This window comes from Burkholderia lata, assembly GCF_000012945.1.
Taxonomy (GTDB): Bacteria; Pseudomonadota; Gammaproteobacteria; order Burkholderiales; family Burkholderiaceae; genus Burkholderia; species Burkholderia lata.
Genome location: NC_007510.1, coordinates 603,732 through 623,870 on the forward strand (window position 1 = coordinate 603,732; position 20,139 = coordinate 623,870).

A 20,139-nucleotide genomic window follows, 5' to 3' on the forward strand; every position below is an offset into this window, starting at 1 on the left:
CATGGCGCGTCAGGCAAAATTGTAAACAAAAGCAAAAAAAGAGGCGTGCCCGCAATGGGCACGCCGCGGGCAGGGCGCAAACGCGCTTCCCTCAAGCAACATCAGCATCTCTCTCCACTCAGCGTAGCAGCGTGGCAAGGAGGCAGAGTCTTGCCGCGCCAGAGATGCCGCTCGCATTTTATCCTATGTAAGATAAATGTAGTGTGATTTCGGTAAAAAATGCGCAATTCCGGGTATCACTGGCCTTTCGATTCCCAAACGGACATTGATTCGCGCGGCCAATAACGCTACGCTAACGCCTTTGTTGGTCGTCAACTACTTGATTTAACAGCGGGAACCCTGGTTCATGGCACGCAAGTGGCTCCGCAACGGCGCGCTCGCGTCCGTCTTCGCGATGTTCGCGATGGGTATCGTCGGCACGCCGACGGGCAGTCTGGTTTCCGCCGCTTACGCACGGGAGGCCGTTCCGGCCGACGTGGCGGCGAGCGGGCTCGATACGATTCCGACCGCCCGTCTTCCGCGCGAGGCCGTGACCACGCTGGGCCTGATTGGCGCCGGCGGCCCCTATCCGTACGAGAAAGACGGCGTCGTGTTTGGCAACCGCGAGCGGATCCTGCCAAAAGCGAAGCGCGGCTACTACCATGAGTACACGGTACCGACGCCGCGTGCCCGCAATCGCGGTGCGCGCCGGATCGTCTGTGGCGGGCCATTGCGCCGGATCGACAACTGTTATTACACGGGCGACCACTACAGCAGTTTTAAACGTATTGTTGAATGACTTCGGGACGAATGGCATGAGCGACTCCATCTACGCGCACGAAACGGCGGCGGCGGAACTGTTCGCGTCCGGCGACGGCAATCTGTTTCAGCGCGTGATCCAACTGCACGCGGCGGCGCAGGCTGGCGGCACGCCGGAGCAACAGGAAGCCGAGCCCGGGCTTTCATCGAACGAGGAGCCTATGAGCCTTTTCACGACCGTGCGACCCAATCTCGTGCAATCGATCCGCGCGTTCCGCGTGCAGGATCTTGCCGACGAAGCCGGCCGGCTCGGCCAGCATTTCCTGTATGCGTTTTGCGGTGCCGCGCAGTCGAAGCAGGAAGTGATGGAAACGATCGCGACGTCGTTCCTGTTCCCGAAGCATTTCGGGAAGAACTACGACGCGCTGTACGACTCCCTGACCGACCTCGTCGCGAAGGCCGGCGCGCAGCCCGGTTTCGTGATCGTCCTCGACGGGCTGCCGATCGCGCAGAAGTTCGACAAGGAAGGGCGCGAGACGCTGCTCGACGTGTTCCGCGAGGCGGCCGAATTCTGGGCCGAGCGCAAGGTCGCTTTCCGCGTGTTCTACTCGTTCGCGTAAGCGCACGTCGGCCGGCGGCCAATCCGGCGAACACCCGACAAAAGCCCGCTTCGAGCGGGCTTTTTTGCGTCCGCACGTTTCGTGCTCGCAGCGTCTGACCCGACGAAAGCCTTTCATCGCCCACTTATTTCCGCGACAATCGGTCAGCCCGGCCGCAGCCGTCGCGCCGGGCGCACAACATCAATCATTCGAGAGAGGGCCGTTTTCCCATGACCGCTACCCGATTCGCGGCGCACACCCGCGCGCGCCGTCCGCTCGTGCACGCGTTGGCCGCGTGCGCACTGTCGCTCGGTATCCCGCTGGCGACGCACGCCGCGTCGCTCACCCCCGAACAGACCGTCGACGTTTATCTGGGCGCCATCGTCAACAACGACGCGGCCAAGGTCGAGCAGTTCAACGCCGCGGTGCGTGCGACCGCCGAGCCGAAGGATGCCGAGAACATGGTGCTGCCGGCCAATATGTACGGCGAGATGCGTGAACAGATGCTCGGGCAGATGCTGGCGTCGATGCCGGATTCCGGGCGCAAGGCGCTCGCGCCGTCGCTCGACTCGATGCTGGTCGCGTACACGGGCGCGCTGCAGCGCTCGCAATGCAAGGCCACCGGCGTGAAACGCGCGCCGCGGGCAGGCGGGAAGGGGCAGGAACTCGCCACGGTCGATTTCGAGTGCAAGGTGGCCGACGTGACGCCGCCGGGCGACGAGGCCATGAAGGCCGGCAAGGACGCGAAGACCGACCAGCAGCGCTTCGCGGCGGCCAAAACGATGTTCACGGGCGTGGCGCGTGCGTTCAACGACGCACCGGTCAGCCGGCGCATCACGGGGCAGGTGGAGATGGTCGGCTCGGACAGCAAGGGCTGGACGACCGACAGCCCGGAAAGCCTGCTGAAGCCGGTCGTCGACGCGTTGTTCGGCCCGGTTGTCGCGGCGGTTGCCGCCAGCCAGCAATGAGGCCGTCACGCCATCTCGATCGATTCGAACCGTTGATGACCCGACCGATGAACGTTTTCCTTCACGCGCGCAGCGGCGCGCGTTTTCCGTGGTTGCGCGCCACCCGCGCGGCCGTGCTGTCCATGTTCATGGCGGCTGGTGCCGCGCACGCGGCGGTGCTGTCGCCCGAGCAGACCACCGACCTGTATCTGGGCGCCTTCGTCAATGGCGACGTCGCGAAGGCGGTGCAGTTCAACGATGCCGTGCGCACGCGCTTCGACGGCAAGGACGCGCTCGACGTGGCGGCCTTGTCGAAGCTCGGCGACGAGACGCACGAGCGCCTGGTCACCGGCTTGCTGTCGAGAATGCCGCCCAAGTCTCGCGACGCGTTGCGCGGGCCGATCGGCGCGGCGATCACGTCGTATCAGCACGGGCTGGCCCGTTCCGAATGCAAGGCCACCCGTTCGACGCAGAAGCCCAACGAATACGTGGAGGATCAGTCGATCGCGACGGTCGATTTTTCGTGCCGAGTCGTGGACATCGAGCCCGGCGTGAAGGCGCTGAAAGAGAAGCTCGGCAATCCGCGCCTGAAGACCAACAAAGCGCTGACGGCTTTCATTACGGCGTATTTCTCGGGCATCGCGAAAGTCTATGACGAGGCGCCGATGGGGCGCACGGTGACGGGGCAGATTGACCTCTACGGCAAGGACGAACGGGGCTGGCTCACGGGTTCCCCGGGCGATGTGCTGCCCCCGCTGGTCGACGCGTTGCTCGGTCCGATCAGTACGCCGGACGGTCAGGCCAGCCAGTAAGCGGCGGCATCCTGGCGGCCGGCGCACCTCGCCGGCGAGCCGTGCCTGCGAACAGGGAGCGAACGATGAAGATCTGCATGCGAGGGCTGCTGGTAGGCGTCGCCGTGATATCGATGTGCGGCACGGCCGTTGCGGATACCGTCGCCACCGGGCCCGCCCTCGTGCCGGCTTCGACGACGGCGCATGCGGCCGTCGAACGGTTGCTCGCCGACCTGCGCACGCATTCGACACCCGACCAGTACGCGGCGGTGGCTGGCGCGATTCACACGTCGCCGGCGCTGGCGGCGCAACTGGACGAGCTGGTCGGCGCCGGCCAGCTGACGCGCATTGCGGTCGACAGCGGCGAGCCCGCGCTCGGCAGGACGACCGGTGCGTTGCGCAACGGGAGCGTGTGGATCCTGACGCCGGCATTCGTCGCGAACCAGGCGCCGCGGCGCCTGTTCGACGTCGTGGAGGAGGACGACATCCTGCCGGACAACATGGTGTTCGCGCTCGGCTACATGGCATGGCGCGCGAAGCACGATGCCGATGTGAGCCGCGCATCCGGGGCGCTGCGGGCGTCGGACGACAGCGCGGACGCGAAGAAGCAGCGATGGATCGACCTGAATATGCGGATCGACGCCGGCGGCTTCATCCAGGGCTGGAACGACACGGTGGATGCCGCGACGTTTCGGCATGACGGCCGGCCGATCAGCATCGTGCAGGCCGTGCAGATGATGATGAACCTGCGCTATCGCGGCCCGCTGATCAAGGCGATCCAAGCAGCGCCGCCGGCGCGCAAGCTGCGGATCACCGGGCCGGCGCTCGAGCCCGATGCAGGCAACCTCGACGCGCTGGTGTCGGCGCTCCAGAGCGCTCCGGTCATCGACATCGAGCCGTTGAACGCGGCCCGCTGACGCGCGCCGGCGTCATGCGTCGACGCGTGCCCGGTCGCGCGTCACCATCCGCCCCAGCGCGCCGCGAGCGCGGCGAGCACGGCCGCGCCGGCCGTCTCGGTGCGCAGCACGCGGGGCCCGAGCGACAGTGCGGTGAATCCGCGAGCGCGAGCCGCGTTTTCCTCGTCGGGCGACAGCCCGCCTTCCGGTCCGATCAGCAGCGTGACGGTTGCCGCAGGCGGTGCGTCGGGCAGTGACGTGAACGGGATGCTCGCGCGCGGCGACAGCAGCAGCCGCAGCTCGCCGTCGGCCGGTGCGGCCGGCAGCGTATCGAGCCAGGCGTTGAAGCCGGCGACCGGTGCGACGTCGGGCACGCGGTTGCGTCCGCATTGTTCGCACGACGCGCGCACGACGCCGCGCCAGTGCGCGACGCGCTTGTCCGCGCGCTCGCCGGACAGCTTCACGACGCCGCGCGCGGTCGACAGCGGTACGACCGCCGCCACGCCGAGCTCGACGGCCTTCTCGATCACCCAGTCCATCTTGTCGCCGCCGGCGATGCCTTGCGCGAGCGTCACGCGATAGGGCGGCTCGGCTTCGGCCGGTTCGAACGTGTCGATCTGCGCGAGCGCGCTGCGCTTGTCGATCTCGACGAGCCGCGCGCGGTACTGGCCGCCGGTGCCGTCGAACAGCGCGAGCACGTCGCCGGGCTGCAGGCGCAGCACTTGCGCGTGGCGCGCGACATCGGCCGGCAACGCGAGCGTGGCGTCGGCGCGCAGTGCCGCGTCGACGAAAAAGCGCGGCACGGCCGCGGTGGTGGTGGCTTCGTTCATGCGTGTAACGGTTGGGGTCATGCGTCTAGGCGGCGCCCGAGCGCCCATCGGTAGCCGTCGAGATCCTCGATCTGTGCGAACCGGTCACCCCAGAACTGATCCTGCGGCGCGCTCAGCGACTTCGCGCCCGCGTCGAGCGCGCGCTGCCAGGTGGCGTCGACGTCGTCGACATACAAATAGAACGACTGAGGCGCGGTGGCGTTCGCGCTTTTCGGCGTGAGCGCGGTCGAGCCGAAGGCACCTTCGGGCGCGAACATCACGATCAGCTGGCCGCGGTAGGCCATCTCGACGTGCATGATCGCGCCGTCCTCGTCGTGTACGTCGCGCAGCTCGAAGCCGAATGCGGCCTTGAAGAAATCGATGGCCGCGCGCGCGTTGCGTACGGCCAGGTAGGGCGTCAACCAAGGCACGTTGGCCGGACGTGGATCGGTCATGAAAATCTCCTGTGGGGGCGCTTGGGCACGTGCTCTGATTCCATGCTTCGGCGTTCGTTCAGGGGGCGGCGCGGCGTCCGGGGCGTTTCGCCCCGGTGCCATGCATCGCGAATCCTGCCGGGACGCGATGGAAAAACGGAAGCGAGGCGGCCGCGCGGACGTTCAGCGGCGAACGCCCAGTGTATCGCGCAGCGCGCACGGCAGGGCAAAGAGGGACGCATGCAGCCGCGCGTCGTAGTAGCGCAAGCCCTGGACGCGGCGGGCCGCGAGCCGTTCGTCGATGTCGTGTGCGAACAGTGCGGCGGCGTCGAGCGTGTCGCTCGCGATCGCCATCAGCCACTGCGAGCCGTAGAGCGGCACGTGCGCGGACAACGGATCGACGACCGCGAAGCACGCGCGCAGGTCGTCGAGCAGCGCGGCGATGCGCGCCGCGTGGAACACCGGCGAGCCGAGGTGCATCGAGATTGCGCCGCACGGCGTCAGGATCCGCTTGAGCCGCGCGTAGAACGCGCGTGTATAGAGGCCGGCCGCCGGCGAATCGGGCGGCGTGAGGTCGAACACGACGAGATCGAAGTGCTCGACGGTCGACTCGACGAAATGTGCGGCGTCGCCGATCACGACCTCGACACGCGGGTCGTCGAGCGCACCCTGGTGCACGTCGTCGAGATAACGGCGTGCCATCCCGACCACCTCGTCGTCGAGTTCCGCGATCACGATCCGCTCGATGCATGCATGCTTGAGCAGCTGGCGCGCCGCGCCGCCGTCGCCGCCGCCGAGCACGAGCGCCCGGCGCGGCGCCGGATGCGCGAGCGCGGCCGGGTGCGTCATGCACTCGTGATAGACGTACTCGTCGCCAACCGACGTCATCGGCCGGCCGTCGAGCGTAAACAGGCGGCCGAGCTGCGGGGTCTCCCAGACTTCGATCTGCTGGTGCGGGGACGCGACGCGCGCGAGCCGCCGCGCGTTCGGGAAGCCGTACGCGGCGTCGGGCGTTGGGTGAAAGAGAAGAGTTGTGCTCACGGGCGGGCCGCTCAGGGCTGGCAGTTCCGACGTCTGAATTATAGGAGGCGGGCGGTTTGACGGAAAACCGTGCCGGAACACTGTGGATGGACAAGGGAAATGTCAGCCCATCTGTTAAAATGACGAGCTTTGCAGCCCCGTCCGTAGGCTCCGTCCGCTTCGCGTCCGTCAGGCGCCGCACCGCGCGCCGGGAACGATCGACGCTCGAGCTTCCGGATGCCGCCGTGCCCCCGTTTCCTCGACTCGTTCTCCGGACTCGACATGACGACTTCGTCTCCCGCCTCCACCACCCTGATGGCCAACGCGATCCGTGCGCTCGCAATGGACGCCGTCCAGCAAGCGAACTCCGGCCACCCCGGCATGCCGATGGGCATGGCCGAAATCGGCGTCGCGCTCTGGTCGCGCCATCTGAAGCACAACCCGACGAACCCGCACTGGGCGGACCGCGACCGCTTCGTGCTGTCGAACGGCCATGGCTCGATGCTGCTGTACTCGCTGCTGCACCTGACCGGCTACGACCTGCCGATGGAAGAGCTGAAGAACTTCCGCCAGCTGCACTCGAAGACGCCGGGCCACCCGGAATACGGCATCACGCCGGGCGTCGAGACGACCACCGGCCCGCTCGGCCAGGGGCTCGCGAACGCGGTCGGCATGGCGCTCGGCGAAGCGCTGATGGCCGACGAGTTCAACCGCGACGGCGCGAAGATCGTCGATCACCACACGTACGTGTTCCTCGGCGACGGCTGCCTGATGGAAGGCATCTCGCACGAAGCCTGCTCGCTCGCCGGCACGCTGAAGCTGAACAAGCTGATCGCGCTGTACGACGACAACGGCATCTCGATCGACGGCGACGTCGTGAACTGGTTCCACGACGACACCCCGAAGCGTTTCGAAGCCTACGGCTGGAACGTGATCCCGCACGTGAACGGCCATGACGTCGACGCGGTCGACGCAGCCATCGCAAAGGCGAAGCTGTCGGACAAGCCGACGCTGATCTGCTGCAAGACGGTGATCGGCCAGGGCGCGGCGACCAAGGCCGGCGGCCACGACGTGCACGGCGCGGCGCTCGGCGCGGAAGAAATCGCGAAGACGCGCGAAGCGCTCGGCTGGACGTGGGCACCGTTCGTGATTCCGCAGGAAGTCTATGCGGCATGGGACGCGAAGGAAGCCGGCAAGCGCGCGGAAACCGAATGGGATGCGACGTTCGCTGCTTATCGCGCCAAGTTCCCGGCAGAAGCCGCTGAATTCGAGCGCCGGATGGCCAACCAGCTGCCGGCCGACTGGGCCGAAAAGGCTGCGGCGATCATCGCCGGCGCGAACGAGCGCGGCGAGACGGTGGCGACCCGCAAGGCGTCGCAGCAGGCGATCGAAGGCCTGGCTGCCGCGCTGCCCGAGCTGCTCGGCGGCTCGGCCGACCTGACCGGCTCGAACCTGACCAACTGGAAGGCGTCGAAGGCCGTCCGTGCGAATCCGGAAGGCCCGGGCGTCCAGCTGGGCAACCACATCAACTACGGCGTGCGCGAATTCGGCATGAGCGCCGCGATCAACGGCCTCGCGCTGCATGGCGGCCACAAGCCGTTCGGCGGCACGTTCCTGACGTTCTCCGACTACAGCCGCAACGCGCTGCGCGTGGCTGCGCTGATGAAGGTGCCGTCGATCTTCGTGTTCACGCACGATTCGATCGGCCTCGGCGAAGACGGCCCGACGCACCAGTCGATCGAGCACGTGTCGAGCCTGCGCCTGATCCCGAACCACGACGTGTGGCGCCCGGCCGACACGGTCGAGACGGCCGTCGCATGGACCCACGCGATCGCCGCCGACCGTCCGTCGAGCCTGATCTTCAGCCGCCAGAACCTCGCGTTCAACCCGCGTACCGATGCGCAGATCGCGAACATCGAGAAGGGCGGTTACGTGCTGAAGGACTGGGACGAAGAGATCGTCGCGCGCAAGATCATCCTGATCGCGACGGGCTCGGAAGTCGAACTCGCGATGAAGGCCATCGAGCCGCTCGCGCAGCAAGGTATCGCGGCACGTGTCGTGTCGATGCCGTCGACCAACGTGTTCGACCGCCAGGACGCCGAATACCGTGAACGCGTGCTGCCGCACGGCGTGCGCCGCGTCGCGATCGAAGCGGGCGTGACCGCCTTCTGGCACAAGTACGTCGGCCTCGAAGGCGGCGTCGTCGGGATCGACACGTTCGGTGAATCGGCGCCGGCCGGCGTGCTGTTCAAGTACTTCGGCTTCACCGTCGAGCACGTCGTCGAGACCGCCAAGGCCGTGCTGGCCTAAAGAGACATACGCGACGCGCGCCCCCCCCTCGCGCGCGTCGCACCGTGAAGCTGCACGAAACGAATTTTTTTCAGCCATCAGGAGATAGACCATGACGATTCGCGTCGCAATCAACGGCTACGGCCGTATCGGCCGCAACACGCTGCGCGCGTTCTACGAGAACGGCAAGAAGCATGACATCGAGATCGTCGCGATCAACGATCTGGGCGATGCGAAGACCAACGCGCACCTGACCCAGTACGACACCGCGCACGGCAAGTTCCCGGGCGAAGTGTCGGTCGACGGCGATTACCTCATCGTCAACGGCGACCGGATCCGCGTGCTGGCCAACCGCAACCCGGCCGAACTGCCGTGGGGCGAGCTCGGTGTCGACATCGTGATGGAGTGCACGGGCTTCTTCACGACCAAGGAAAAGGCGAGCGCGCACCTGAAGGGCGGCGCGAAGAAGGTGATCATTTCGGCGCCGGGCGGCAAGGACGTCGACGCCACGATCGTCTACGGCGTGAACCACGACGTGCTGAAGGCCGAGCACACCGTGATCTCGAACGCATCGTGCACGACGAACTGCCTCGCGCCGCTCGTCAAGCCGCTGCACGACAAGATCGGCCTCGAAACGGGCCTGATGACGACGATCCACGCTTACACCAACGACCAGGTGCTGACGGACGTCTATCACGAAGACCTGCGCCGCGCGCGTTCGGCCACGCACAGCCAGATCCCGGCCAAGACGGGTGCTGCTTCGGCGGTCGGCCTGGTGCTGCCGGAACTGAACGGCAAGCTCGACGGCTACGCAATTCGCGTCCCGACGATCAACGTGTCGATCGTCGACCTGTCGTTCATCGCGAAGCGCGACACGACGGTCGAGGAAGTCAACGCGATCATGAAGGAAGCATCGGAAGGCGCGCTGAAGGGCATCCTCGGCTACAACACCGCACCGCTGGTGTCGATCGACTTCAACCACAACCCGGCTTCGTCGACGTTCGACTCGACGCTGACCAAGGTGTCGGGCCGCCTCGTGAAGGTGTCGAGCTGGTACGACAACGAGTGGGGTTTCTCGAACCGCATGCTGGATACGGCTGTCGCATTCGCGAACGCGAAGTAATCCCGCACGTTGCGCGGCTGCCGCAAGGCGGCCGGCGTAGCGAACGAGCCCGGCCCGGTTTTCCGGCCGGGCTTTTTAATTGCCTGCAGTTATTGCCCGCCGTTGTTGCTCGATGCTGCCGTCACCTGCTCGAGTGCGGCGACGAACGCGCGCTTCAGCGGGCTGTCGAGGTCGGTCCACGCGAGGCCGATACCCGTTCGGTGGCCGGCCAGGTCGAGCGGCCGCGCGAGCACGTTCGGCGGCAGCGCGCTGGCGGCCTCCGCCGGAATCAGCCCGATGCCCATCCCCGCCGCGACGAGCGCGAGCATCGTCGTGAACTCCCCGAACTCCTGCGCGATCTCGAGCGTCGTGCCCGCGCGGCTCAGCGCGAGCAGCATGTCGTCGTGAAAGCCCGGCGCGTAGCGGCGCGCGAGCACGAACGCGGGCTGGCCGCGCAGCGCGGCCGGCGAGATCGCATCGTGCGCGGCGAGCGGGTGGTCGAGCGGCAGCGCGACGACGAAACCTTCTTCGAGCACCACGCGCGTGTCGATGCCCGCATACGCGGCCGGCAGCCGGATCATCCCGAAATCGATCCGCCGGTCGCGTAGCGCGGCGATCTGGTCGGGCGTCGGCAGGTCCTTCAGTTCGAGCGTGATCAGCGGATAGCGCTCGCGCATCGTGCGCAGCACGGCCGGCAGCAGCACGGGCAGTACCGACGACACGAACGCGATCCGCAGCGTGCCGATCTCGCCGCGGCTCGACAGCCGCGCCATCTGTTCCGCGCGGGCGGCCTGCTGCAGCGTGGCGCGCGCCTCGGGCAGGAACACGCGCCCCGTATCGCTCAGTTCGACCTTGTGCCGGTCGCGCTCGAACAGGCGCGCGCCGAGTTCTTCCTCGAGCGCCTTGATCTGCATGCTCAGCGCGGGCTGCACGATGAACAGGCGCTGCGCGGCGCGCCCGAAATGCAGCTCTTCCGCGAGCGTGACGAAGGCGCGCAATTGCTTGAGTTCCATGGGCGGCGGGCAGGAGAGGGCGGTGATCAGGTTTCATGATAACCGGATCAAAAAAGACCATTGGCGCAGCGCCCGGCCGGCGGCCGAAGATACCGTCAACGCGAGACCGGCCGCGATGGGCCGCCGGCTCGACTGGCACGAGGAGACACGCATGACCAACGCGCTTGAACGGTTCCGCCTCGACGGCCGCCGCGCACTGATTACCGGTTCCGGACGCGGAATCGGGCTGACGCTTGCCCGTGGGCTGGCCGAAGCGGGGGCGGCGATCGTCATCAACGATCGCAATGAGGAGAAGGCCGCGACGCTCGTGCGGCATCTGCGCGAGGAAGGCTTCACGGCCGACTACGCGGTATTCGACGTCGCCGAGCACGCACAGGTGCGCGCGGCGATCGACGATTTCGAGGCGCGCGTCGGTGCGATCGACATCCTCGTGAACAACGCGGGCATCCAGCGCCGCGCACCGCTCGACGCGTTCGAACCCGATGACTGGCACGCGCTGATGCGCGTGAACCTCGACGGCGTGTTCAACGTCGCGCAGGCCGTTGCGCGGCACATGATCGCGCGCGGCCGCGGCAAGATCATCAACATCTGCTCGGTGCAGAGCGAGCTCGCGCGGCCGACGATCGCGCCGTACGCGGCGACCAAGGGCGCGGTGCGGATGCTGACGAAAGGGATGTGCGCCGACTGGGCACGCCACGGCATCCAGGCGAACGGCCTCGCGCCCGGCTATTTCGAAACCGAACTCAACCGCGCGCTGGTCGACGACGCAGCGTTCTCGGACTGGCTGTGCAAGCGCACGCCGGCCGGCCGCTGGGGGCGCGTCGACGAGCTGTGCGGCGCGGCGATCTTCCTCGCGTCGGCCGCGTCCGATTTCGTGAACGGCCAGACGCTGTTCGTCGACGGCGGCTTGACCAGCGCCGTTTAAGCGGCGGCGCTTGCGCCGTGTGCGCAGCGCCGTTGCGCCGGCTCGCGCCGGCATCCGAATTCCCAGAAGAGCCCGCCGTCATGAGCGGGCCGATGTCCCGGTCGCGCGACGCGTAGCCGGGTTCCGGAACGGAAGGCAGGAGACAGGAGACAACGATGGATCGCATTTCCCCGCCGCCCGCGCGGCACGATGCAGGGTCCGGTGCGCCGGGCGAGACCGTCGAGCGCCGCGGCGTCGACACGAAGCAGCTCAACCGCGCGGCATGGACCTGCTCGCTCGGCAGCGCGCTCGAATACTACGATTTCGCGTTGTACACGCTCGCGTCGGCGCTGGTGTTCGGGCCGCTGTTCTTTCCCGCGCAGACCGCCGAGATGCGGCTGATCGCGAGCTTCGGCACCTACTTCGTCGGCTTCGCGGTGCGCCCGCTCGGCGGCGTCGTGTTCGGCATACTCGGCGACCGGATCGGCCGCAAGTTCGTGCTGACCGCGACGGTGCTGCTGATGGGCATCGCGAGCACGCTGATCGGCGTGTTGCCGACCTTCGCGACGGCCGGTTACTGGGCGCCCGCGCTGCTGATCCTGCTGCGCATCCTGCAGGGCCTCGGTGCCGGCGCGGAGCAGGCCGGCGCCGCGGTGCTGATGACCGAATACGCGCCGCCGGGCAAGCGCGGCTTCTATGCGTCGCTGCCGTTTCTCGGCATCCAGCTCGGCACGGTGCTCGCGGCGGCCGTCTATTTCCTGCTGCTCGCGAACATCGACCGCGTGACCGACGGCTGGGGCTGGCGCGTGCCGTTCCTGTTCAGCGCGGTGATCGTCGCAGTCGGGATCTACATGCGCGTGCGGCTGCACGAGTCGCCGACCTTCGTGCGGCTCGAGAAGCGTGCGCAGGTCCTGGCCAATCCGCTGAAAAGCGCCGTGCAGCATTCGAAGCGCTCGCTGCTGATCGGCATCGGCCTGCGGATGGCCGAGAACGGCGGCTCGTCGATTTACCAGGCGCTCGCGGTCAGCTATCTCGCCGGCGTGATCGGGATGAAGGGGCCGGTCGGTGCGCTCGCGCTGGTGTGCGCGGCGACCGTCGGCGCGTGCACGGTGCCGCTGGCCGGCTGGCTGAGCGACCGTTACGGCCGCGTGCGCGTGTATCGCACGTTCGCATGGCTGCAACTCGCGCTCGCCTTCCCGGTGTGGTGGATCTTCAGCCACGGCAACGTGGTCGCGAGCGTGATCGCGATCTCGGTCGCGCAGGGCTTCGCGAACTGGGGGATGCTCGGCGCGCAGGCCGCGCTGCTGCCCGAACTGTTCGGCGCGCGCCATCGCTACATGGGCGTGTCGTTCTCGCGCGAAGTGTCGGCGGTGCTCGCGGGCGGGATCGCGCCGCTCGTCGGTGCGACGATCATCGCAACCGTGATCGCCATGCACGGCGGCGACCACACGGCCGGCGTGCGCGCATGGGTGCCGATCGCCGCGTACCTGGTGCTGCTGACGCTGATCACGCTGTTCACGACGTCGCGGATGCCGGAAACGCTGAACCGCGATCTCGACGATCCGCTCGACGCGGCGCAGGCGGCACCGGCCCCGGACGCCGATGCGATCGCGCGGCACGCATGAACGGGCCGGGCGGCTGACGCGGCCCGGCACGCTTTCGCATTCAACTTATCTCGACAGGAGCAAGCGCAGATGGCGCACGAATCGACCCAGCGGCCCGACCTGCTGATGACGGGCCCTTACCAGCCGTGGGACGACGCATGGCTGGCCGGCTATAACGTTCACCGGCTGTGGGAAGCCACCGACCGCGCGGCGTTCCTCGCCGAACACGGCGCCGGCGTGCGCGCGATCGCGACGCGCGGCGATCTCGGCGCGAATGCCGAGCTGATCGCCGCGCTGCCGAAGCTCGAGATCATCTCCTGCTACGGCGTCGGTACCGATGCGATCGATCTCGCCGCCGCACGTGAACGCGGCATCCGCGTGACGAACACGCCCGACGTGCTGACCGGTGACGTGGCCGACCTCGGCGTCGGGCTCGCACTCGCGATGATGCGCCACATCGGTGCCGGCGACGCGTACGTGCGTTCCGGCGCATGGTCCGACGGCGACATGCCGCTCGTCACACGGCTTTACGGCAAGCGCGTCGGCGTGGTCGGCTTCGGCCGGATCGGCACGACGATTGCGCGTCGGCTGTCGGGTTTCGACGTCGAGCTCGGCTACTTCGACGTCGCACCGCGCACGGACAGCCCGCACCGTTTCTTCGGCGACCTCGCCGAGCTGGCCAGCTGGTGCGACCTGCTGATCGTCACGCTCGCGGGCGGGCCGACGACGCGCCACCTCGTCGACGCCGCCGTGCTCGACGCGCTCGGGCCGCAAGGCTATCTGGTGAACGTGTCGCGCGGCACGACCGTCGACGAACCGGCTTTGCTCGACGCGCTCGAGCGCAACGCGATCGCCGGCGCGGCGCTCGACGTGTTCTGGAACGAGCCGCGCATCGACCCGCGTTTCCTCGCGTTGCAGAACGTGCTGCTGCAGCCGCACCATGCGAGCGGTACGATCGAGACGCGCCAGGCGATGGGCTGGCTCGTGCGCGACAACCTTGCCGCGCACTTCGCCGGTGCGCCGCTGGTCACGCCGGTCGTCTGAGGAGGCTGTCATGCGTATGCGTTGCATGTGTGTCGTGATCCACGGGCCGAACGACCTGCGGGTGGAAGAGCAGGACGCGGGCGAGATCGGCCCGGGCCAGGTGCGTGTCGATGTCGCGATGGGCGGCATCTGCGGCTCCGATCTCCATTACTTCCGGCACGGCGGTTTCGGTGCGATCCGGCTGCAGCAGCCGATGGTGCTCGGCCACGAGGTGGCCGGCACGGTCGCGGAAGTGGCGCCGGACGTGACGTCGGTGAAGGTCGGCGATCGCGTCGCGGTCAATCCGAGCCGGCCGTGCGGCGCATGCCGCTACTGCCTCGAAGGGCTGCCGAACCAGTGTCTCGACATGCGCTTCTACGGCAGCGCGATGCGGATGCCGCACGTGCAGGGCGCGTTCCGCAATGCACTCGTGTGCGACGCGGTGCAGTGCGTGAAGGTCGCCGATCACGTGCCGCTGTCGCTCGCGGCGCTCGCCGAACCGTTCGCGGTCGGGCTGCACGCGGTGTCGCGCGCGGGCCCGCTGATCGGCAAGCGCGTGCTCGTGTCGGGCTGCGGGCCGATCGGCGTGCTGGCGGTTGCGGCGGCGCGCGTGCACGGCGCGGCGGAGATCGTCGCGACCGACGTGGTCGAGGCGCCGCTCGAAGTGGCGAGCGCGCTCGGCGCCGACCGCACGATCAATGCGGCGACCGATGCCGGCTGGGTCGAGCGTTACGCTGCCGACAAGGGCACGTTCGACGTGATGATCGAGTGTTCGGGCAATGCGCGCGCGTTGCGCGACGGGCTGGACGTGATGCGTCCGCGCGGCGTCGTCGTGCAGCTCGGGCTTGGCGGCGATGTCAGCCTGCCGCAGAACGTCGTGGTCGCGAAGGAGCTGTCGATCTGCGGATCGTTCCGTTTTCATGCGGAATTCGCGCTCGCGGTGCAGCTGATCAACGCGGGGCGCGTCGACCTGCGCCCGGCCGTCACGCGCGTGTTCCCGATGCGCGATGCGAACCTCGCGTTCGAACTGGCCGGCGACCGGCAGCGCGCGATGAAGGTGCTGATCGACTTCGCGGACGAGGCTGCATGATCGTGAGGCGCTGACGCACGACGGTATCCGCGTCATGAAAAAAGGCACGCCCGCGGTTCGCGCGGCGTGCCTTTTTTGCGTCGTACTGCGGAAACGGACTACCCGCGCATTACTGCGTGACCTGCCGCACGCCGACGCGCTGCGATGCGAGCCACAGCACGATCAGCACACCCGACAGCGCCGCGCCCGCGATACACACGCCGCGCCAGCCGTCGATGCCGTACGCGACGCTCGCCGCGAACGACCCGAACGCCCCGCCGATGAAGTAGCTCGTCAGGTAGATCGTCGTCACGCGGCTGCGTGCGTTGCCGGCCAGCGCATAGATCACGCTCTGGTTCGAGATGTGCATGCCCTGCACGCCGACGTCGAGCAGCAGGATGCCCGCGATCAGCGCGGCGAGCGAGTGCGCGCCGGTCGCGATCAGCGCGAACGATGCGAGCACCGCCGCCGCGAACAGCCCCGTCGCCGCATTGCCGTGCCCGCGATCGACGAGCCGGCCGGCCGACGTCGCCGCGAGCGCACCCACTGCGCCAACGACGCCGAACAGGCCGATCTGCCCTTCGGAATAGCTGTACGGCGGCTGGCTCAGCAGGAACGTGAGGCCCGTCCACAGCAGGCTGAAGCATGCGAACACGAGCGCGCCGTAGGTCGAGCGCAGCGCGATCAGCGGTTGCGCGCGCACCAGCGCGACGAGCGACTTCATCAGCGCCGCATAGTCGAGGCGCGCATCGCGGCGATCCTTCGGCAGCTTCACGGCGAGCACGACGGTCAGCACCGCCACCATCACCGCAGCGATGCCGTACACCGCGCGCCAGCCGAACCCGTCGGCGATCGCACCGGCCGCGACGCGCGCGAGCAGGATGCCGAGCAGCAGCCCGCTCATCACGGTGCCGACCGCGCGGCCGCGCGAGCGTGCGTCGGCGAGCGATGCGGCGAACGGCACGAGCAGCTGCGTCGAACAGGTGACGAAGCCGACCGCGATGTTCGCGACGACGAACATCGTGAAGTTCGTGCTGAACGTGACCGCGACCAGCGCGACGACGTTGAGCATCAACAGCCGCACGATCAGCGTATGACGGTTGACCGCGTCGCCGAGCGGGACGATCAGCAGCAGGCTTGCCGCGTAGCCGAGCTGCGTCAGCGTGACGAGATAGCCGAGCTCGGTCGGCGCGCGCCCGAAGCTGCGCGCGATCGCGGCGAGCAGCGGCTGCGCGTAATAGATGTTGCCGATGACGATGCCGCACGCGCAGGCGAACAGCAGCGTCATGCCGCGGGTGAGGGGAGGATGGGTGTCGTGATGCGGTTCCATGGTCGCGAAAAACAGCGGCGCCGGCCGGCGGCACGGGGCCGTCGGATGCGCGGGGTGACGGAAATCGGGGCCGGCGTCAGCGGATCGGCGGTGAGCCGATGCGCGCCGGGCGGATCGCGGCCGGGCCCGGATCGGGCGGGCGGCGGATCGTCGTGCGGCGGGCGGAGGCAGGGCGGGCCCGGGCGAGCCGTTCCGGTGCGGTGACAGCGGCGATGCACGGGAACGGATGTGCGTATGATGCGGGAATCGAACCATAGCGTCCAAGACTGGATCGTTATGCACTTCATTGGTAAAACCAATACATTGGCCGCCATGCTACTGCGCCACATCCGCTATTTCCTGGCCGTCGCCGAGCAGCGCAGTTTCACGCGCGCGGCCGACGCGCTGCACGTCTCGCAGCCGACGCTGTCGCAGCAGGTGCGCCAGCTCGAGGAATCGCTCGGCGTGCAGTTGTTCGACCGCTCGGGCCGCACGGTGCAGCTCACCGAGTTCGGCGAAGTCTATGCGCGCCATGCGCGCGCCGCGCTGCACGAGCTCGATACGGGGCAGCGCGCGCTGCATGACGTCGCCGATCTCGGCAGCGGGTCGTTGCGGCTCGCGATGATGCCGACCTTCGCGGCCTACCTGAGCGGCTCGCTGATCGACGCGTTCCATGCCGACTATCCGAATGTTGCGCTGTCGATCGACGCGATGCCGCAGGAACGCATCGAGGCGTTGCTGGCCGACGACCGGCTCGACGCGGGCTTCGCGTTCATGCCGCCGCGCGCGCCGGACATCGACGCGCTGCCGCTGTGGGACGAGCCGCTTGCGCTCGTGACGGGCCGCACGCACCGTCTCGCGCGGCGCCGCCGCGCACTGACGCCGGCCGAGCTCGGCGGCGAGCCGCTGGTGCTGCTGAGCCGCGCGTTCGCGACGCGCGAGAGCATCGACCGGTATTTCATCGAGCACGGGGCGCAGCCGAAGATCGCGATCGAGACGAATACGATCAGCGCGGTGCTGGAACTCGTGCGGTGCGGCCGGCTGGCGACGGTGCTACCCGACGCGGTCGCGCGCGAGAGCGCCGACCTGTGCGCGCTGGAGATCGATCCGCCGCTGCCGGCGCGCACGGCAGCCCTGCTGACGCGCAAGGGCGCGTACCGCAGCGTCGCGGCGCGCGCGTTCATCGAGCGTGCGCTCGCGTATCGCGATCCGTCGGGAGGTTGACCGGTACGACCGGGCGGTGCGCGCGGCGGGGGCCGCTCGACCGCCCGCCCGCGTTATGCGCGCGGCGTCGGGAAGAAGATGCCCGCGCGCTGCGCGGCGTTCGCGATGTGCGTTTCGATCGCGGTGCCTGCCGCAGCCGCATCGCGTGCGATCAGCGCGTCGACGATCGCGCGGTGCTCCTGCCACGTCGACAGCAGCAGCTCGCGCCGGTAGAACGGCATGCGCTGGCTTTCCTTCATGATGTCCGCGCTGCTGCGCAGCACCGATTCGATCGCCGCGTTGCCGGCGAGATGGATGATCCGCATGTGGAAGTCGAAGTCGAGCTGCGACGCCTCGTCGAGCGCGCTTTCGGTGAGCGCGACATGCAGGTCGGCGAGGTTGTCCTCGAACCACGCGATGTCGTCATCGCTGACGACGTGCGCGGCCATCCGCGCGGCGAACCCTTCGAGCGCATAGCGCATCTGGTACGTGTCGGGCGGCGACGACTGCTCGGCGAACCGCCACGCATGCGCGGCCGTGGCCTGCGCGCTTTCGACGTACACGCCCTTGCCGGCGCGGATGCGCAGCATCCCGAGCGCCTCGAGCGTCGAGAGCGCCTCGCGCAGCGACGCGCGGCTGATCTCCAGCTCCTCGGAGAGCTGGCGCTGGGCCGGCAGCAGGCTGCCGACCGGATAAACGCCTGCCTCGATCCGGTCGCGGATCGTCGCGATGGCGGCGTCGGTCACGGTATGCGGAACGTTTTTCATGATGTGAACTTTGGCCGGTCTGACCGGCATTGTAATCCGCACGCAGGCGGTGCATGACCGGCCTACGGGAAAGCCACGATCTGTCTCTGTCCGGTGCATCGAAACCAGGCGGGCGGGGGCGGGAAATCCCTATTTCGTCCGTCCTTGACTCCACTATATCGGCTTCCTACTATCCACCATAACATCACTGGTCTTACCAGTATGAACAGACGAAACTGCAACCGTTGGATCGGGAGAGCGCCGTGTCGAAATTCCTCAATTCGCTGTTTGGCCGAGTAGTCGTCGCATTGATTCTAGGGATCGCGCTCGGCGCGTTCTTCCCGCATTTCGCCGAGTCGTTGCGACCGCTCGGCGACGGCTTCCTGAAGCTCATCAAGATGGTGATCGGGCCGATCGTGTTCTGCGTCGTGGTCAGCGGGATGGCCAACGCGGGCGACCTGAAGAAGGTCGGCCGGGTCGGCCTGAAGGCCGTCATCTACTTCGAGATCATGACGACGCTCGCGCTCGGCATCGGCCTCATCCTCGCGTGGCTCACGCGGCCGGGCGTCGGGATGAACATCGACCTGCGCTCGCTCGACGCGTCGTCGCTCGCGTCGTACGCGAAGAACGCCGAAAGCCTGAAGGACACGGCCGGCTACCTGATGAAGATCATCCCCGAGACCGCGATCGACGCGTTCGCGAAGGGCGACATCCTGCAGATCCTCGTGTTCGCGGTGCTGTTCGGCTCCGCGCTGTCGCTGCTCGGCGACAAGGCGCAGCGCGTCAACTCGCTGATCGAGGAACTGTCGCATGTGTTCTTCCGGATCATCGGCTTCATCATCAAGCTCGCCCCGCTCGGCGTGCTCGGCGCGATCGCGTTCACGACCGGCAAGTACGGCGTCGCGTCGCTCAAGCAGCTCGGCTACCTGGTCGCGGTGTTCTACCTGAGCTGCTTCGTGTTCGTCACGGTCGTGCTCGGCACGGTGATGCGGCTCGCGGGCTTCTCGGTGTTCAAGCTGATCCGCTACCTGCGCGAGGAACTGTCGATCGTGCTCGGCACGGCGTCGTCGGACGCGGTGCTGCCGCAGGTGATGCGCAAGCTCGAATACATGGGCGTGAAGGATTCGACGGTCGGCCTCGTGATCCCGACCGGCTATTCGTTCAACCTCGACGGCTTCTCGATCTACCTGACGCTCGCCGTGCTGTTCATCGCGCAGGCCACCAACACGCCGCTGTCGACGCATGACCTGATCGTCGTGCTGCTCGTGTCGCTCGTCACGTCGAAGGGCGCGCACGGGATCCCGGGCTCGGCGATCGTGATCCTCGCGGCGACGCTGTCGGCGATCCCCGCGATTCCGGTGCTCGGCCTCGTGCTGATCCTGCCGGTCGACTGGTTCGTCGGCATCGCCCGCGCGGTGACCAACCTGATCGGCAACTGCGTCGCGACGGTGGTCGTCGCGGTGTGGGAGAACGACATCGATCGTGCCCGCGCGAAACGCGTGCTGAACCGCGAGCTGCGCTACGTGCCGGCCGAAGAGGAAGACCGCGCGGCGCCGGTCGCCGGCGACCAGGCTCACGCGCTCTGAGCGCACCCCCCGCGCGGGGCGGCTTCCCCTGGTCGTCCCGCGCAACCGAATTCATGT

Annotated in this window: 19 protein-coding genes; 13 read left to right on the top strand and 6 right to left on the bottom strand. The window is 67.9% G+C overall.

What is annotated here, in order from left to right:
• Positions 1-346 precede the first annotated feature (346 nt).
• The 5 genes from BCEP18194_RS08680 (at position 347) to BCEP18194_RS08700 (ending at position 3,992) form a co-directional block, all read left to right on the top strand.
• Positions 347-778 (top strand): ribonuclease domain-containing protein, encoded by a 432-nt coding sequence (locus tag BCEP18194_RS08680; protein ID WP_011350905.1) that lies wholly within the window; start codon positions 347-349, stop codon positions 776-778.
• A gap of 16 nt (positions 779-794) precedes the next feature.
• Positions 795-1,358, top strand: a complete 564-nt coding sequence (locus BCEP18194_RS08685; protein ID WP_011350906.1) for a barstar family protein — start codon at positions 795-797, stop codon at positions 1,356-1,358.
• 209 nt (positions 1,359-1,567) lie between these two features.
• Positions 1,568-2,305 (top strand): hypothetical protein, encoded by a 738-nt coding sequence (locus BCEP18194_RS08690; RefSeq protein ID WP_011350907.1) that lies wholly within the window; start codon positions 1,568-1,570, stop codon positions 2,303-2,305.
• Positions 2,306-2,340: 35 nt separating this feature from the next.
• The gene (locus tag BCEP18194_RS08695) at positions 2,341-3,096 is read left to right on the top strand and encodes a hypothetical protein (protein WP_244272920.1); all 756 of its coding nucleotides are present in this window, start codon (positions 2,341-2,343) and stop codon (positions 3,094-3,096) included.
• Positions 3,097-3,161: 65 nt separating this feature from the next.
• Positions 3,162-3,992, top strand: a complete 831-nt coding sequence (locus tag BCEP18194_RS08700) for a hypothetical protein (protein WP_011350909.1) — start codon at positions 3,162-3,164, stop codon at positions 3,990-3,992.
• A 41-nt stretch (positions 3,993-4,033) separates the two neighbouring features.
• Here the strand turns inward: BCEP18194_RS08700 and BCEP18194_RS08705 are convergent, their stop codons facing one another.
• The 3 genes from BCEP18194_RS08705 to speE form a co-directional block, all read right to left on the bottom strand.
• Entirely contained in the window at positions 4,034-4,801 is a 768-nt protein-coding gene (locus BCEP18194_RS08705) for a 16S rRNA (uracil(1498)-N(3))-methyltransferase (RefSeq protein WP_011350910.1), read from the bottom strand.
• A 17-nt stretch (positions 4,802-4,818) separates the two neighbouring features.
• On the bottom strand, positions 4,819-5,235 hold the full coding sequence (locus tag BCEP18194_RS08710) for a VOC family protein (protein WP_041492737.1): 417 nt from the start codon (positions 5,233-5,235) through the stop codon (positions 4,819-4,821).
• A 162-nt stretch (positions 5,236-5,397) separates the two neighbouring features.
• Positions 5,398-6,255 carry a polyamine aminopropyltransferase gene (gene speE, locus BCEP18194_RS08715; protein ID WP_011350912.1) on the bottom strand — a complete coding sequence of 286 codons (858 nt, stop codon included), beginning with the start codon at positions 6,253-6,255 and terminating at the stop codon, positions 5,398-5,400.
• Between the two features lie 216 nt (positions 6,256-6,471).
• Here speE and tkt point away from each other — a divergent pair, with 216 nt between their 5' ends.
• Positions 6,472-8,544, top strand: coding sequence for a transketolase (gene tkt / locus BCEP18194_RS08720; protein ID WP_011350913.1), 2,073 nt, complete (start codon positions 6,472-6,474; stop codon positions 8,542-8,544).
• A 91-nt stretch (positions 8,545-8,635) separates the two neighbouring features.
• Positions 8,636-9,646 carry a type I glyceraldehyde-3-phosphate dehydrogenase gene (gene gap, locus BCEP18194_RS08725; RefSeq protein WP_011350914.1) on the top strand — a complete coding sequence of 337 codons (1,011 nt, stop codon included), beginning with the start codon at positions 8,636-8,638 and terminating at the stop codon, positions 9,644-9,646.
• 89 nt (positions 9,647-9,735) lie between these two features.
• Here gap and BCEP18194_RS08730 read toward each other — a convergent pair whose 3' ends face one another.
• Positions 9,736-10,638 carry a LysR substrate-binding domain-containing protein gene (locus BCEP18194_RS08730; protein ID WP_011350915.1) on the bottom strand — a complete coding sequence of 301 codons (903 nt, stop codon included), beginning with the start codon at positions 10,636-10,638 and terminating at the stop codon, positions 9,736-9,738.
• Positions 10,639-10,789: 151 nt separating this feature from the next.
• Here BCEP18194_RS08730 and BCEP18194_RS08735 point away from each other — a divergent pair, with 151 nt between their 5' ends.
• The 4 genes from BCEP18194_RS08735 to BCEP18194_RS08750 all read left to right on the top strand — a co-directional run bounded on the left by BCEP18194_RS08735 (position 10,790) and on the right by BCEP18194_RS08750 (position 15,259).
• Positions 10,790-11,563, top strand: coding sequence for an SDR family NAD(P)-dependent oxidoreductase (locus BCEP18194_RS08735; RefSeq protein WP_041493006.1), 774 nt, complete (start codon positions 10,790-10,792; stop codon positions 11,561-11,563).
• A 155-nt stretch (positions 11,564-11,718) separates the two neighbouring features.
• On the top strand, positions 11,719-13,167 hold the full coding sequence (locus tag BCEP18194_RS08740; RefSeq protein ID WP_011350917.1) for an MFS transporter: 1,449 nt from the start codon (positions 11,719-11,721) through the stop codon (positions 13,165-13,167).
• Positions 13,168-13,236: 69 nt separating this feature from the next.
• Complete coding sequence (locus tag BCEP18194_RS08745) at positions 13,237-14,190, top strand: 2-hydroxyacid dehydrogenase (protein WP_011350918.1); 954 nt, start codon at positions 13,237-13,239, stop codon at positions 14,188-14,190.
• Between the two features lie 10 nt (positions 14,191-14,200).
• Positions 14,201-15,259, top strand: a complete 1,059-nt coding sequence (locus BCEP18194_RS08750; protein WP_011350919.1) for an L-idonate 5-dehydrogenase — start codon at positions 14,201-14,203, stop codon at positions 15,257-15,259.
• A gap of 109 nt (positions 15,260-15,368) precedes the next feature.
• On the opposite strand, the gene BCEP18194_RS08755 is transcribed toward BCEP18194_RS08750, so the two are convergent.
• A complete protein-coding gene (locus BCEP18194_RS08755; protein ID WP_011350920.1) occupies positions 15,369-16,568 on the bottom strand; it encodes an MFS transporter in 1,200 nt (399 codons plus the stop codon).
• A gap of 312 nt (positions 16,569-16,880) precedes the next feature.
• Here BCEP18194_RS08755 and cynR point away from each other — a divergent pair, with 312 nt between their 5' ends.
• On the top strand, positions 16,881-17,771 hold the full coding sequence (gene cynR, locus BCEP18194_RS08760) for a transcriptional regulator CynR (protein WP_011350921.1): 891 nt from the start codon (positions 16,881-16,883) through the stop codon (positions 17,769-17,771).
• Between the two features lie 53 nt (positions 17,772-17,824).
• Here cynR and BCEP18194_RS08765 read toward each other — a convergent pair whose 3' ends face one another.
• On the bottom strand, positions 17,825-18,547 hold the full coding sequence (locus BCEP18194_RS08765) for a FadR/GntR family transcriptional regulator (RefSeq protein ID WP_081436572.1): 723 nt from the start codon (positions 18,545-18,547) through the stop codon (positions 17,825-17,827).
• 212 nt (positions 18,548-18,759) lie between these two features.
• Between BCEP18194_RS08765 and BCEP18194_RS08770 the strand changes: the two genes are divergently transcribed.
• Positions 18,760-20,082, top strand: a complete 1,323-nt coding sequence (locus BCEP18194_RS08770; RefSeq protein WP_011350923.1) for a C4-dicarboxylate transporter DctA — start codon at positions 18,760-18,762, stop codon at positions 20,080-20,082.
• Positions 20,083-20,139 lie beyond the last annotated feature (57 nt).

What these genes read in the sequence shown, in the direction of transcription:
- BCEP18194_RS08680 (WP_011350905.1), top strand. Translation starts at nt 347, where the DNA reads ATGGCACGCAAGTGGCTCCGCAACGGCGCGCTCGCGTCCGTCTTCGCG.
- BCEP18194_RS08685 (WP_011350906.1), top strand. Translation starts at nt 795, where the DNA reads ATGAGCGACTCCATCTACGCGCACGAAACGGCGGCGGCGGAACTGTTC.
- BCEP18194_RS08690 (WP_011350907.1), top strand. Translation starts at nt 1,568, where the DNA reads ATGACCGCTACCCGATTCGCGGCGCACACCCGCGCGCGCCGTCCGCTC.
- BCEP18194_RS08695 (WP_244272920.1), top strand. Translation starts at nt 2,341, where the DNA reads ATGACCCGACCGATGAACGTTTTCCTTCACGCGCGCAGCGGCGCGCGT.
- BCEP18194_RS08700 (WP_011350909.1), top strand. Translation starts at nt 3,162, where the DNA reads ATGAAGATCTGCATGCGAGGGCTGCTGGTAGGCGTCGCCGTGATATCG.
- BCEP18194_RS08705 (WP_011350910.1), bottom strand. Translation starts at nt 4,801, where the DNA reads ATGAACGAAGCCACCACCACCGCGGCCGTGCCGCGCTTTTTCGTCGAC.
- BCEP18194_RS08710 (WP_041492737.1), bottom strand. Translation starts at nt 5,235, where the DNA reads ATGACCGATCCACGTCCGGCCAACGTGCCTTGGTTGACGCCCTACCTG.
- tkt (WP_011350913.1), top strand. Translation starts at nt 6,472, where the DNA reads ATGCCGCCGTGCCCCCGTTTCCTCGACTCGTTCTCCGGACTCGACATG.
- gap (WP_011350914.1), top strand. Translation starts at nt 8,636, where the DNA reads ATGACGATTCGCGTCGCAATCAACGGCTACGGCCGTATCGGCCGCAAC.
- BCEP18194_RS08730 (WP_011350915.1), bottom strand. Translation starts at nt 10,638, where the DNA reads ATGGAACTCAAGCAATTGCGCGCCTTCGTCACGCTCGCGGAAGAGCTG.
- BCEP18194_RS08735 (WP_041493006.1), top strand. Translation starts at nt 10,790, where the DNA reads ATGACCAACGCGCTTGAACGGTTCCGCCTCGACGGCCGCCGCGCACTG.
- BCEP18194_RS08740 (WP_011350917.1), top strand. Translation starts at nt 11,719, where the DNA reads ATGGATCGCATTTCCCCGCCGCCCGCGCGGCACGATGCAGGGTCCGGT.
- BCEP18194_RS08745 (WP_011350918.1), top strand. Translation starts at nt 13,237, where the DNA reads ATGGCGCACGAATCGACCCAGCGGCCCGACCTGCTGATGACGGGCCCT.
- BCEP18194_RS08750 (WP_011350919.1), top strand. Translation starts at nt 14,201, where the DNA reads ATGCGTATGCGTTGCATGTGTGTCGTGATCCACGGGCCGAACGACCTG.
- BCEP18194_RS08755 (WP_011350920.1), bottom strand. Translation starts at nt 16,568, where the DNA reads ATGGAACCGCATCACGACACCCATCCTCCCCTCACCCGCGGCATGACG.
- cynR (WP_011350921.1), top strand. Translation starts at nt 16,881, where the DNA reads ATGCTACTGCGCCACATCCGCTATTTCCTGGCCGTCGCCGAGCAGCGC.
- BCEP18194_RS08765 (WP_081436572.1), bottom strand. Translation starts at nt 18,547, where the DNA reads ATGCCGGTCAGACCGGCCAAAGTTCACATCATGAAAAACGTTCCGCAT.